This window comes from Lentzea sp. NPDC042327 (assembly GCF_040647275.1).
In the GTDB taxonomy this organism is placed as follows: domain Bacteria; phylum Actinomycetota; class Actinomycetes; order Mycobacteriales; family Pseudonocardiaceae; genus Lentzea.
In genome coordinates, this window is record NZ_JBEZBX010000007.1 from 22,426 (window position 1) to 35,412 (window position 12,987).

Sequence of the window (12,987 nt, forward strand, 5' to 3'; positions counted from 1 at the left end):
CCTCCGGGTTCAGCGCGTCATCACGGGTAGTTCGCCAGGTAGGCCTCGGTCGACCCCGCGGTCGCCGTGCCGCCCGAGCTGTTGATGATCCGCTGAATGGTTCCCTTGCCGCCCAACGACACCGTCACCATGCTGTGGAACTTCACGCCAGGGGTGTTCGGCGCCTCGAACGCCCGGTCGGCGACCACGGACGGGTTCGCGTTCATGAAGGCGTAGCTGCCCAGGCCCCACGCCTCGTGCGTCGTGACGTTGTTCGAGACCTTGTAGGCCGCGTAGCCGCGGGTGGACCCGTTCATCCACGCCGCCTGGTCGGGCACCTCGTACGGCATCTCGTTCTGGTAGAAGTACGTCCGGCCGCCCTGGCCGTTCCAGATGGTCTGGTACTTCTGGTAGTGCTCGACGAACAGGCCGTACATCGTCACGTTGTTGCCGTTGACGACCAGCCCGGTGTCCGCGGTGTTGAGGTCCCAGCCGACGCCGTAGGAGTGGTCGCCGCGCCACAGCCACAGGTGGTCGCCGATCACGTCGTGGCTGTTGACCACCAACGAGGTCGTGGCCCGCCCGACCGCCGAACCGCCGATGCGCACGTACAGGTCGTGCACCGAGGTCGGGTTGGCCTGGTGCCGCGCGCTGCTGCCCGGCGCGCCGATCTGCGCCAGCAGCGGCGAGTTGGTCGGAGCCGCGTCGAGCAGCAGACCGGCGATCTTCACACCGTCCACATCGGCCACGTCCAGGGCCATGTTCCCGTTGGTGGGCATGACGGTCGCGAGACCGAGGCCCATGACCACCGTGTCCGGCCGCGTGACGCGGATGGGCTCGGAGACCTGGTGGACGCCCGGCGTCAGCAGCAGGTGCTTGCCGGCCGCCAGCTGCTGGTTGATCGTCGCCGCGCTCGTGCCGGGCTTGGCGATGAAGAACTGCGACAGCGGGATGTTGGTGCCCTGCTGCTGCCCGCTCGCCCACGTGGTGCCGCTGGAGTTGCCGCGCAGCGCCGGGACGAACACGTTGTAGCCGCCGCCGGCGTCGACGTTCAGGAACGGCTTCTCCCGCACGACCGGCGTCTGCGCGACCGTGGTGTACGGCGGCTCCGGGAACGAGGTCTGCGGCGCGTTGCGCGCACCGACGAACACCATGTTCCAGTTCTCCCCGGTCCACGAGCCCCACTCGGTGTTGCGCGACAGCCACTGCTGCTGCGAACCGGAACGGACCTGGCCGGTGACCACGGAGTCGGCGAGGAAGCCGCCGCTGGACCAACCGTTGTCGTCGAGCTGCATGTTGCCGTAGGTCTTGGTGCGGCGCATCGCGGAGGCCTGCGAGACGGCCCACGTGTTGGTGCCGCTCGGCGGCCGGATCGCGAGGTTCTCCGCGCTGCGCCAGAAGTTGTGCGTCGCGTTGCCCTGGAACCAGTCGGCCTCGACGTGCACCTGACCGTTGATCGTCACGCCGTCGGGCAGCAGGCCCAGGCCGAGGACCTGGGTGAAGAAGCCGATGTTGACGTCGACGTTGTAGTTGCCGGGCTTGAACATGATCGCGAACCGGCGGGCGTCGTACTGCCCGGTCTCCTGCTGACGGAACACGTCGTTCAGGCGCGCCTGGATGGTGCTCGCGGGCATCGACGGGTCGAAGACCAGCACGTTCGGCCCGAAGTCGGGCTGGCCGGGGTTCGGGGTGCCGGAGGTGAGGCGGAAGAGCTGCGCGTTGGTCCCGTTGCAGGTGTACTGGACCAGCTGGACGTCGCCCGTGGTGGCGCCGGGCACGTCGAGGCACTTCCCGCTGTGGCGGCTCACGAACCGGTAGGTGTCCGTGCCCACCTGCTCGGCGCGCCACTGCTGGTTGTTCGCGGTGAAGGACTGCCACATGTGGATCGCCGCGTTGTCCGCGGTGGACACGTTCGAGACGTCCCAGACGGCACCTTCGCCGACCGTGTGGTAGCCGTCGCTCGTGGGCGTGAACTTCCACGTCTGCCCAGAGCAGGCCTGTTGCCGGAGCTGCGCGCCGTTCGCCGATCCCAGCGACTCCACGCATTTCCCGCTACCGACGTTCGTCACTTGATAAGCGGTTCCTGGCACGACGTCGGCCTGCGCGGCGACCGTCCACACGGGAACGATCGCTGCTGCTGCCAACGCTGCCACCAGCAGGGGGGTTCTCACGGTCCCAGGGTGGAGGCGGTTTGTTGCAACCGTCAACGAACTTACCTGTTTCCGGTCGCGTTCCGGTATTGACAAATGATTTTGTCAAATGGCACCGTGACGGCCGTGGAGCTCTCCCCGTTGCGCCGCTCGCTGCTGGAGCTGCTGGCCTCGCCCGCGTCGGCGACCCAGCTGGCGGCGGCGCTCGACCTGCCCCGGCAGCGGGTCAACTACCACGTGCGCGCCCTGGAGCAGGCCGGCCTCGTCGAACTCGTCGAGGAACGCCGGCGCCGCGGCTGCGTGGAACGCGTGCTACGCGCCCGCCCCGGCCGGTCGGTGGCCGCCGGTGTGCAGGACCAGTTCGCCGCCACCCACCTCGTGTCGGTCGCCGCGGAGACCGCACGCGAGGTCGGGCGGATGGCCGGCTCGGCCGCCGACGCCGGAAAGCGCTTGCTCACGTTCACGGTGGAGACCACGGTCCGCTTCGGCGAGCCCGGCGCCGTCCACGAGTTCACCAGCGACCTGGCCGAAGCGGTGCGGCAGCTCGCGTTGCGCTACGACACCGAATCCGGCCGCCCGTACCGGGTGGTCGCACTGGGGCACCCTGGAGTTCCCGATGAGCGATGACGGCGTCCGGATCGAGATCACCGTGGCCGCACCCGTCGAGCAGGTGTGGCGGTCGTTCCGCGACAGGGAGAAGATCCGCCACTGGCACGGCTGGGACCTCCCCGGGCTCGACGCGGAGATCGACCAGATCTACTTCGAGAACGCGCGGGAGGACGGCACCACCCTGGTCGTCCACGGCCACGACACGTTCGCGCTGTCCCCGGTCCCCGAGGGCACGCGGGTCGTGTGCACCCGCGCACCCAAGGGCACGTCGCCGGAGTGGGACGACTACTACGACGACGTCACCGAGGGCTGGGTCACGTTCCTGCACCAGCTGAAGTTCGCGCACGAGTTCCACCCCGGCCAGGCGCGGCGAACCCTGTTCTGGCCGGCCGAGGTGGCGTTCGCGGTCGACGGGAGGCCGTTCTTCACCGCCGAGCACCAGCGCGGGGTGGTGGTGGACGCGTGGGGGCCGGGGCTGCTGGTGACGAGCGCGAAGATGACGGTGGTGACGACGTACGGGTTCTCGGACGAGCAGCTGGAGGAGCTGCGCCGGGAAGGGGACGCGGTGGTCGAGGGTGGATGACCGGCCCGCAGGGCATCCTGCGGCTCGACAGCGGTGACGTCGACCCCGCGGTGGCCGCTGACGCGGGTGCGGGGGTCGGAGGCGGATCTGCCGCGGCGTCAGCCGGACGCCGTCGACCCGAGGTAGCGGGTCAGGAAGTCGTTGCGGAACACGCCCTTCGGGTCGTGCTCGCGCAGCAACGCCCGGAAGGCGTCCCACTGCGGGTAGCGGGCGGCCAGCAACGGCGCCGGCACCGTGAAGAGCTTGCCCCAGTGCGGCCGCGGCGCGATGGCCTCCTCCATGCGCGGCAGCACCTCCAGCACCCGGCGGGTGTCGGGCACCCAGGTGAAGTGGATCGCGACGCTGTCCCGGTCGTGCGCGGGGCTCAGCCACTGCGGCTCGGCGGAGATCGTGCGGATCTCGCAGGTCTGCACCAGCGGTGAGATCACCGTCGACATCTCCGCCAGCGCGCGCAACGCCGTCACCGCGCGGGTGCGCGGCACGAAGTACTCGGTCTGCAGCTCGGCTCCGACCGACGGGGTGAACTCGGCGCGGAAGTGCGGCAGCCGCTCGTGCCACGGTCCCGCCACCCCGCCCTGCACGGTGCACCGCGACGGTGGCTGGCCGGGCACCGGGTGCCGCGGGCCGTCCGCCGGCCGGCCGGGGAAGGCGTGCGGGTGGTCGCCCACCCGGTGCTTCACCCACAGCGTCGCGCTGCCCTGCCAGTCGATGAACGCGCTCACGCTGTACGCGCCGTCGAAGACCTGCTCCAGCGACCCGAGCAGCGCCGTCCACGCCACGTCGTCGTACACCGTCTGCTCCACCTGGAACGACGGCACCACGTCCAGCTCGACCGCCGTGACCACGCCCAGCCCGCCCAGCGACACGACCGCGCCCGGTGAGGTCAGCGACACCACGGACCCGTCGCCGCGCATCACCTCCACCGCGCGCACGGCACCGGCCAGCGACCGGGAACCCGAGCCGTGGGTGGCCGTAGTGACCGCGCCCGCGACCGTGATGTGCGGCAACGACGGCAGGGTGTGCAGAGCCAGCCCCTCGGCCTCCAGCCGCGGTGCCAGCTGTGCGAGCGTCATGCCCGCGCTCACCCGTGCCGTGGTCCCGGAGACCTCGAACTCCTCCGGCATCGCCGCCAGCGACACCAGCGTCCCGGTCGTGTCGGCGACCGTGCTGAACGAGTGCCCGCTCCCGACGACGTGCACGGCCGAGGCGCCGCGCACCACGGCTCGCAGGTCGTCGGCCGACTCGGGCGTGACGACCGAGGCCGCGGAGAAGGTGACGTTGCCGGCCCAGTTGGTCCTCATATGCACACGGTAGGCGCCGAACGTCGACTTGTTCCACACTATCTCTTCAGTGTTGAGTGAAAACAAGTTGACGCCGGTGGGACGGTGGACCGTCGTGGACCACAAGAACGAAGTGCAGACGCTGCGAAAGATGGCCGGCCTCGTCACGCCGATGGCACTGCGGGTCGCGGTGACCCTCGGCCTGCCGGAGCTGCTGGCCGAACCGGGCACCGCGCACCAGCTCGCCGCCGACCTCGACGTCTCGCCGCTGGGTCTGGACCTGCTGCTGGGGCACCTGGTCACGCTCGGCGTGCTGGAACGCGCGGGTGAGGGCTACCGCACCACGCCGTTCGGCGCCCATCTGCGGTGGGACGCGGACAACGGCCTGGCGAACCTGCTGGACGCGAGCACCGCCGCTGGCCGCGCCGACCTGGCGTTCGTCGACCTGCGGCACAGCGTCACGACCGGCGAGGCGGCCTACCCGCTGCGCTACGGCCAGGACTTCTGGTCCGACCTGGCCGACCACCCGCACCTGCGCAGGGCGTTCGACGCGCAGATGGCGTTCCGCATCCGCGAGCAGCTCCCGCAGGTCGTGGCCGGCTTCGACTGGGCCAGGTTCGGCACGGTCGTCGACGTCGGTGGTGGTCCCGGCCGGCAGCTCGCCGCGGTCCTGGCCGCGCACCCCGGGATCACCGGGCACCTGGTCGACCTGGACGTGACCGAGGCGCAGAAGGCGTTCGAGCCGTTCGGCGACCGCGCGAAGGCCACGGCGGGCAGCTTCTTCGACCCGTTGCCGCCGGGGGCCGACGCCTACCTGTTGTTCGACGTCCTGCACGACTGGGACGACGAGCACGCCCGGCGGATCCTGCGGCGCTGCGCGGAGGCGGCGCCGCGGGACGGCCGGGTGCTGGTGGTGGAGGCGGTCGGCGGGCTGCGGGCGAGCACCGAGATGGACCTGGTGATGCTGGTGCACTTCGGTGGCCGGGAACGCCGGGTCGACGAGCTGGAGCGGGTGGCGGCGGACAGCGGTCTGGTGCTCGACCAGGTCGTGGAGCTGACGCCGCAGCGCTACCTGCTGGAGTTCCGCGGGGTCACTCGGTGAGCGCGGCGATCCGTTCCCGGGCCTCGGCGAGGTCGTCCTCGGTCGGAGCGTCGTCCTGGGTGAGCGCGCGCCGCCAGTAGCCGGCGAACTCGATGTCCTCCCTGGACACACCGAGGCTCACGAAGTGCCTGCGCAGCAGGCGAACGGTGGAGGCCTCGCCACCGAGCCACACCCAGACCGAGGCGGGCACCTCCACGGCGCTGACCGCGGACACCAGGTCCTCCCCGGCGCTGCGGTGCACCCACCGCACGCCGGGCAGGTCCTGTTCCTCCGCGGGGTCGGCGACCTCGACGAAGGCCAGGAACCGCTGGTGCGCGGGCAGGACCTCCAGCAGCGAGCCGATCGCGGGCAACGCGGTCTCGTCGCCCGCGAACACCAGCAGCTCGGCGGTTCCGAGCGGCCGGGCGTAGTCGCGGGACGGCCCGAACCGCCCGAGCACGTCACCGGGTTTCGCGGTGGCGGCCCATCGGGCGGCTGGACCGTGGTCGCCGTGCAGCACGAAGTCGACCGTCAGCACGCCGTCGGCCAGCGCGCGCACGGTGAAGCTGCGCATCCACGGCCGCGTCTCCTCTGGGAGGGCGAGGTAGGCCTGGTACCAGGTGCCGGTGTCGGTGGCGTCCGAGACGTGGGCGGAGCCGCCCTGCTTGGGGAACAACAGCTTCAGCTGCTGGTCGGGCCACGTGCCGAGGTCGGCGAGGCCGTCGCCGGTGAACGTCACGCGGGTCATCCGCGGGGTCAGCGCCCGCACCCCGGTGACCGTCAGCAGGCTCATGCCAGGTACTCCTTCAGGTGGTGCGCGGTGAGCGTGTCGGAGTGTGCGACGAGGTCGCCGGGGGTGCCGGTGAAGACGACGCGGCCGCCGTCGTGGCCTGCTCCCGGTCCCATGTCGACGATCCAGTCGGCGTGCGCCATGACGGCGAGGTGGTGCTCGATGACGACGACCGTGTTGCCGGCGTCGATGAGCTGGTCGAGCAGGCCGAGGAGCTGGTCGACGTCGGCGAGGTGCAGGCCGGAGGTGGGTTCGTCGAGCACGTAGGTGGCGGCTTTCTCGGCCATGTGGATGGCGAGCTTGAGGCGTTGCCGTTCGCCGCCGGACAGGGTGGTGAGCGGCTGGCCGAGGGACAGGTAGGACAGGCCGACGTCGTGCAGCCGGGAGAGCACGGCGTGGGCCTGGCCGGTGGGGAAGAACTCGCGGGCCTCGGCGACCGGCATGGCCAGGACGTCGCTGATGTTCTTGCCCCGCAACGTGTAGCGCAGCACCTCGGGGGTGAACCGCTTGCCTTCGCACTTCTCGCACACGGTGGCGACGCCGGCCATCATCGCGAGGTCGGTGTAGACGAGGCCGATGCCCTTGCAGTGGGTGCAGGCGCCTTCGGAGTTGGCGCTGAACAACGCGGCCTTCACGCCGTTGGCCTTGGCGAACGCGGTGCGGACGGAGTCGAGCAGCCCGGTGTAGGTGGCCGGGTTGGAGCGGCGCGACCCGCGGATCGGGGACTGGTCGACGGTGACGACGCCGGGGCGGCCCCGCAGCGAGCCGTGGACGAGCGAGGACTTGCCGGAGCCGGCCACGCCGGTGACGACGGTGAGCACGCCGAGCGGGAGGTCGACGGAGACGTCGCGCAGGTTGTTGTGCGACGCGCCGGTGATGCTCAGAAAGCCCTTGGGGGAGCGGAACTCGGAGCGCAGCTTGGCACGGTGGTCGAGGTGCCGGCCGGTGAGGGTGCCGGAGGAGCGCAGGCCGCTGACGTCGCCGGAGTAGCAGAGGTGGCCGCCGTTGACGCCGGCGCCGGGGCCGAGGTCGACGACGTGGTCGGCGATCGCGATGGTCTCCGGCTTGTGCTCGACGACGAGGACGGTGTTGCCCTTGTCCCGCAGGCGCAGCAGGAGGTCGTTCATGCGCCGGATGTCGTGCGGGTGCAGGCCGACGGTCGGTTCGTCGAAGACGTAGGTGATGTCGGTGAGCGAGGAACCCAGGTGCCGCACCATCTTCACGCGTTGCGACTCGCCGCCGGACAGCGTGGCGGACTCGCGGTCGAGCGAGAGGTAGCCGAGGCCGATCTCGACCAGCGAGTCCAGCGTGCCGCGCAGTGTCGCGAGCAGTGGTGCGACGGACGGGTCGTCGAGCGAGCGCACGAACTGCGCGAGGTCGCTGATCTGCATGGCGCAGCAGTCGGCGATGTTCACGCCGTTGATCCGCGAGCCGAGTGCGGCCTCGTTGAGCCGGGCGCCGCGGCAGGCGGGGCAGGTGGTGAACGTGACCGCGCGGTCGACGAACGCCCGCACGTGCGGCTGCATGGACTCGCGGTCCTTGGCGAGGATCGTGCGCTGCAGCTTCACGACGAGACCCTCGTAGGTGACGTTGGTGCCGCCGATGGCGATCTTCGTCGTCGGTTTGTGCAGGAGGTCGTGGAGCTCCTGCTCGGTGAACTCGGCGATCGGCTTGTCGGGGGAGTAGAGGCCCGAGTGCGCGAGGACCCGCCAGTACCAGGTGTCGACGCCGTAGTTGGGTGCGTCGATCGCGCCCTCGTTGAGCGACTTCGTGCGGTCCACGAACGCGTCGACGTCGATCGCGGTGACCTTGCCCAGGCCCTCGCAGGTGGGGCACATGCCCTCGGGCAGGTTGAAGCTGAACGCGCCGGACGTGCCGGCGTGCGGCTGCCCGAGGCGGCTGAACACGATCCGCAGCATCGTGTGGGCGTCGGTGGCGGTGCCGACGGTGGAGCGGGCGTTCGCCCCCATCCGCTCCTGGTCGACGATGATCGCCGCGCTGAGGTTGCGCAGCGCGTCCACGTCCGGGCGGCCGATCGAGGGCATGAACGACTGCAGGAACGCGGTGTAGGTCTCGTTGATCATGCGCTGGGACTCGGCGGCGATGGTGCCGAAGACCAGCGAGGACTTGCCGGACCCGGACACGCCGGTGAAGACGGTCAGGCGGCGTTTGGGGATGTCGAGCGAGAGGTCCGCGAGGTTGTTCTCCCTGGCCCCGCGGACCTCGATGACGTCGTGGCTGTCGGCAGCGGTCATTGCGAGTGCTTTCCCCCGGTGTATTGCTTATGCCGTAAAGTGTGGACTGACGAGGTTACTTTACGCTGTAAGGAGTTGCAAGGTGGTCGTCTACGCAGGGCAGGGCGATCCCCGCCGTTCGATCGAGCTGCTCTGGCGTGCCGGGGCCGTGCCGGAACGGCGCCCCGGCCCGCGGCCCGCGCTGAGCGTCGACGCGATCGTGGACGCGGGCATCGCGGTCGCCGACGAGGCCGGCATGGCGGCGTTGTCGATGCGCGCGGTGGGGGAGCGGCTCGGGCGCACGGCCATGGCGCTCTACACCTACGTGCCGGGCAAGAACGAGCTGGTCGACCTCATGTACGACCGCGCGATGGCCGAGCTGCCCACCTCCTACGACCTCGGTGACGGGTGGCGCGCGGCCGCCACGGCGTGGGCGAACGCCATGTGGGAGTTCTACGGCCGCCACCCGTGGGTGCTGCAGGTGTCGCAGGCCCGGCCGGTGCTCGGCCCGCACGAGTTCGCCGTCATCGAGTCGCTGGCCGCCGTCGTGGTCACGACCGGGCTGCCCGCCCGGCGGCTGCGCGGCATCGTCGGCGCGATCAACTACTTCGTGCGCGGCGCAGCCCAGGCGCTGGCCGAGGCGCGGGCGGCCCGCACCGCGACCGGTGAGGGCGACGAGGAGTGGTGGTACGCGCGGTCGGCGGTGCTGCTGGAGGTCGAACCGGACCTCGCGCGGCGGTTCCCGGTGCTGCACCTGCTGGAAGGCGACCGCGAGCCCGTCGACCCGGAGCTGCCGTACCTGGAGAACGACGCGGTGGAGAACTTCCGCGGCGGCCTGGAGGTGCTGCTCGACGGGGTGGCGGCGGCCGTGGCTCGCCGGTAACGCGTTCGCAAGCCGGACCGCATCAACCGTTCGGCTGGTCCTGGGCCCGACTTCCGTCGGCCGGGTCGATGCCTTCGGACGATCGCGCCGCCTTTCCGCCGCTGCCAGGGTGGTGGTGGAAGGGGGAGGTTCCATGTTGAGGAGAACAGCGCTGCTGACGACAGCGCTCGTCGTGCTGACCGCCGTGCCCGCCGACGCGCACCGGTCCGGTGACTGGGCGGGGTGGACGAAGGACCTGGCCGGCTCCCGGCACAACGCCGCGGAGTGGCGGATCAACGCCGGCACCGTCGGCAGGCTCAAGGTGAAGTGGGCGTTCGCCTACGAGCGGGGTGACTACAACACGCCGCGCAGCCAGCCCGCCGTCGTCGGCGACACCATCTACTTCGGTGGCCCCGACGGGAAGTTCTACGCCCGTGACGCCCGCACCGGTCGCGCCCGGTGGGAGTTCGCGCTGCCGCCGGCACCCCGGTACGCGTTCAACTCCGACGGCCCGACGGTGGCGAACGGCAAGGTGTTCTTCGGCGACAGCGCGGGCCGGCTGTTCGCGCTCGACCAGCGCACCGGCCGCGAGGTGTGGCGGGCGCAGACCGACGACAACGCCGCCGCGCTGATCACCAGTTCACCGACCGTCCACAACGGACTCGTCTACGTCGGCACGTCCAGCGGGGAGAACACGTTGCCGCGCGACTACCCGTGCTGCACGTTCCGCGGTCACGTCGACGCCTACGACATCACCAACGGGGCGCTGGTGTGGCGCCACTACACCGTGCCGGAGCCGGTCGAGGCCGGTACGTGGCCCAACGGCGCCAAGCGGTTCGAGCCGTCCGGTGCCGGGGTGTGGAGCTCGCCGGTGATCGACCGCAGGTCCGGCACGCTGTACGTGGGCACGGGGCAGAACTACACGGGCAAGGGCGGGGAGTTCGACTCGCTGCTCGCGCTGGACGCGCGCACCGGCCGAGTGCGGTGGACCAACCAGGTCACCGACGCCGACACGTGGCGCAGCGCCTGCAACGAGCCCGACGCCGAGGGCTACTGCCCCGGCCTGAAGGACAACACGAACCTCGACTACGACATCGGCGCGACGCCGAACCTGTTCGAGGTCGACGGCCGCCTGCTCGTCGGTGTCGGTCAGAAGTCCGGTGTGTACCACGTGTTCGACGCGCGGACCGGTCAGGTCGTGTGGCGCCGCCAGCTCGGCGTGCCGCTGCCCAGCGGTGGCATCTCGGGCATCCAGTGGGGGTCGAGCTACGACGGCAAGCGGCTCTACATCTCCACGTTCTTCGCCGATCCGGGCACGCTGTTCGCGGTCGACCCGGCCACGGGCAAGGTGCTGTGGGAGACCCCGGCGCCGGCGGACGGCTGTTCCACCGGCGGTGCGGTCGGGCAGGCGGCCTGCGCGCGGGCGCACGGCGTTCCGGTGACCAGCACGCCCGGGGTGGTCTACCTGGGTGCGGGGGACGGGAAGTTCCGCGCCTACAACGCGAAGACGGGCGCGGTCCTGTGGACGCACGACACCGTGCAGGACGTGCGCGGCGTCAACGGCGTGACCGGGCGGGGCGGGTTCATGGCCGGTCCCGGCAGCGGGGCGGTGGTCTCGGACGGCATGGTCTACGTGCACTCCGGCTACTGGCCCGAGTTCGAGAACCCGCACGGCCACGTGCTCCTGGCGTTCGGGCTGTAGCAGCGGCCGGCCTCGCCCCGCACACCGCGGGGCGAGGCCGGTGGTGTCAGCCCAGGAACGCCCCAGGCCTCGGCGAGACGGCCGTGCAGGCGTTGCTGACGCCTTGGGCAAGCAACGAGGGGGCGGGGAAGGCTTCCGGCCAGGTGCTCAGAGCTTTCTCAGGCTGCTGACAGCAGACTCCCAGCCGGCCGGGGCTAACTGGAGGGCAGGGAGGTCGCCATGCTGGTCGAACACACCGTCCCCCTCGGGACCGCGCTGAGAGTCACGGGCTCGTCCGAACGCGGCCCGCGCACCCACAACGCGGACGCGTACGCCTCGCACCACCGCACCTTCGTGCTCGTGGACGGCGTCGGCGACTCGCCGGCCGCCGCCGAGGCCGCGCACGCCGCCGCCCAGGCCGCCGCGCTGCTCACCGACCCGGTCGCCGCGATCCTCGCCGCTCAGGCCGCGCTGCAGCTGCACACCGGTGACGCCGTGATCGTGGTCGCCGTCGCCCGCGTCGAGGGCGGGTTCGACCTCGCGTGGGCCGGTGACGCCCGTGCGTACGCCTCGGACGGCGCGGACCTCGTGCAGCTGACGACCGACCACACCGTCGCCGAGTACTTCCGCCGGCGTGGGGTCGTGCCCGGACGGCGGATGGAACACGTCGTCACCAACACCGTGCGGCACGCGACACCGGTCACCATCGGCCGTGCCACCACCCGTGCGCCCCGGCTCGCGCTCGTCTCCGACGGCGTCTACGGGCCGCTGGGACACAACGGCATCGCGGCCATCATGGCCGGCCGTGGGACCTGCGGAACGGCTCGTTCGCGCGGCGCTGCACGCGGACGGCACGGACAACGCGACGGCACTCGTCGTCGGCTGAGGGCGAGGGGTCAGCCGGCCTTCTTGCGCTTCTTCTTGCTGGCCTCGACGCTGCGCTGCAACGCCTCCATGAGGTCCATGACGTCGGTGGCGGCCTCGGGCTCCGCCTCGACGACGACCTCGCGGCCCTTCTGCTTGTCCTTGATGAGCTTGTTCACCCGTTCGGTGTACGTGTCGCGGTAGTCCTTCGGCCGCCAGTCATCGGACATCGACTCGACCAGCGACACCGCCATGTCGAGCTCCTTGCCGCGCGGTGCCCGGCCCTGCGGTGCCACGTCCAGCACGTCCTGCGGCGTGCGGATCTCGTCGGCGAAGTACAGCGTGTGCACCGCGAGGAAGCCGTTCTCCTCCTTCAACGCGGTCAGGTACTGCTTGCCGCGCATGACGAACACCGCGATGCCCGCCCTGTTCGTCTTCTTCATCGCCGGCGCGAGCAGCAGGTACGGCCGGGAGAACTCCTCCTTGGCCGGCCCGAGCCAGTACGTCTTCTGGAAGTGCACCGGGTCGATCTCGTCGAGGTCCACGAACGCCTCGATGTCCAGGGTGCGCGACCGGCCGGGTGCGATGTCGTCGAGCTCCTCCTGCTCGACCACCACGTACTCGCCGTCGTCGACCTCGTGGCCCTTCACGATCTTGTCGTAGGGCACCTCGCGGCCGGTGCGCTCGTTGACGCGCTTGTAGCGGATGCGGTCCGACGTGCCGCGCTGGAACTGGTTGAAGTGCACCGTGTGGTCCTGCGTGGCGCTGTACAGCTCCACCGGGATGTTCACCAGTCCGAAGGAGACGGACCCGCTCCAGATCGCCCGTGCCATGGGGGCCGGGTACCCGCTCGCGCGCGAGTGGAACCTGCGTC

Annotated in this window: 9 protein-coding genes and 1 pseudogene; 5 read left to right on the forward strand and 5 right to left on the reverse strand. The window is 70.9% G+C overall.

Annotation, left to right across the window (positions count from 1 at the left end; all coding sequences use genetic code 11):
- Positions 1–20: 20 nt before the first annotated feature.
- Entirely contained in the window at positions 21–2,150 is a 2,130-nt protein-coding gene (locus AB0A63_RS19205) for an RICIN domain-containing protein (protein ID WP_360392782.1), read from the reverse strand.
- A gap of 96 nt (positions 2,151–2,246) precedes the next feature.
- On the opposite strand from AB0A63_RS19205, the gene AB0A63_RS19210 reads away from it, so the two are divergent.
- Both AB0A63_RS19210 and AB0A63_RS19215 read left to right on the forward strand, forming a co-directional pair.
- A complete protein-coding gene (locus tag AB0A63_RS19210) occupies positions 2,247–2,756 on the forward strand; it encodes a helix-turn-helix domain-containing protein (RefSeq protein ID WP_360392784.1) in 510 nt (169 codons plus the stop codon).
- Positions 2,746–3,321 carry a hypothetical protein gene (locus AB0A63_RS19215; RefSeq protein WP_360392787.1) on the forward strand — a complete coding sequence of 192 codons (576 nt, stop codon included), beginning with the start codon at positions 2,746–2,748 and terminating at the stop codon, positions 3,319–3,321. Before AB0A63_RS19210 ends, AB0A63_RS19215 begins: the two co-directional genes overlap by 11 nt.
- Before the next feature lie 98 nt (positions 3,322–3,419).
- Here AB0A63_RS19215 and AB0A63_RS19220 read toward each other — a convergent pair whose 3' ends face one another.
- Positions 3,420–4,622 (reverse strand): FAD-binding protein, encoded by a 1,203-nt coding sequence (locus tag AB0A63_RS19220; RefSeq protein WP_360392790.1) that lies wholly within the window; start codon positions 4,620–4,622, stop codon positions 3,420–3,422.
- Positions 4,623–4,716: 94 nt separating this feature from the next.
- On the opposite strand from AB0A63_RS19220, the gene AB0A63_RS19225 reads away from it, so the two are divergent.
- Positions 4,717–5,703: a methyltransferase gene (locus AB0A63_RS19225; RefSeq protein ID WP_360392793.1), complete on the forward strand. Its 987-nt coding sequence runs from the start codon at positions 4,717–4,719 to the stop codon at positions 5,701–5,703.
- Here the strand turns inward: AB0A63_RS19225 and AB0A63_RS19230 are convergent.
- Together AB0A63_RS19230 and AB0A63_RS19235 are read right to left on the reverse strand one after the other, a co-directional pair.
- On the reverse strand, positions 5,693–6,475 hold the full coding sequence (locus AB0A63_RS19230) for a siderophore-interacting protein (protein WP_360392796.1): 783 nt from the start codon (positions 6,473–6,475) through the stop codon (positions 5,693–5,695). The two genes, AB0A63_RS19225 and AB0A63_RS19230, sit on opposite strands and share 11 nt — an antisense overlap.
- Positions 6,472–8,727 (reverse strand): excinuclease ABC subunit UvrA, encoded by a 2,256-nt coding sequence (locus AB0A63_RS19235; protein WP_360392799.1) that lies wholly within the window; start codon positions 8,725–8,727, stop codon positions 6,472–6,474. The genes AB0A63_RS19230 and AB0A63_RS19235 overlap by 4 nt, the downstream gene beginning before the upstream one ends.
- 82 nt (positions 8,728–8,809) lie before the next feature.
- Between AB0A63_RS19235 and AB0A63_RS19240 the strand changes: the two genes are divergently transcribed.
- Both AB0A63_RS19240 and AB0A63_RS19245 read left to right on the forward strand, forming a co-directional pair.
- Positions 8,810–9,589: a TetR/AcrR family transcriptional regulator gene (locus AB0A63_RS19240; RefSeq protein ID WP_360392802.1), complete on the forward strand. Its 780-nt coding sequence runs from the start codon at positions 8,810–8,812 to the stop codon at positions 9,587–9,589.
- A 133-nt stretch (positions 9,590–9,722) separates the two neighbouring features.
- On the forward strand, positions 9,723–11,270 hold the full coding sequence (locus AB0A63_RS19245) for a PQQ-binding-like beta-propeller repeat protein (protein WP_360392805.1): 1,548 nt from the start codon (positions 9,723–9,725) through the stop codon (positions 11,268–11,270).
- Positions 11,271–12,169: 899 nt separating this feature from the next.
- On the opposite strand, the pseudogene AB0A63_RS19250 reads toward AB0A63_RS19245, so the two are convergent.
- Positions 12,170–12,946, reverse strand: a pseudogene (locus tag AB0A63_RS19250) (Ku protein); the annotation flags it as partial.
- Positions 12,947–12,987 lie beyond the last annotated feature (41 nt).

Excerpts from the sequence above, each read along its gene's own strand:
- AB0A63_RS19215 (WP_360392787.1), top strand. The coding sequence starts at position 2,746 with ATGAGCGATGACGGCGTCCGGATCGAGATCACCGTGGCCGCACCCGTC.
- AB0A63_RS19220 (WP_360392790.1), bottom strand. The coding sequence starts at position 4,622 with ATGAGGACCAACTGGGCCGGCAACGTCACCTTCTCCGCGGCCTCGGTC.
- AB0A63_RS19230 (WP_360392796.1), bottom strand. The coding sequence starts at position 6,475 with ATGAGCCTGCTGACGGTCACCGGGGTGCGGGCGCTGACCCCGCGGATG.
- AB0A63_RS19235 (WP_360392799.1), bottom strand. The coding sequence starts at position 8,727 with ATGACCGCTGCCGACAGCCACGACGTCATCGAGGTCCGCGGGGCCAGG.
- AB0A63_RS19245 (WP_360392805.1), top strand. The coding sequence starts at position 9,723 with ATGTTGAGGAGAACAGCGCTGCTGACGACAGCGCTCGTCGTGCTGACC.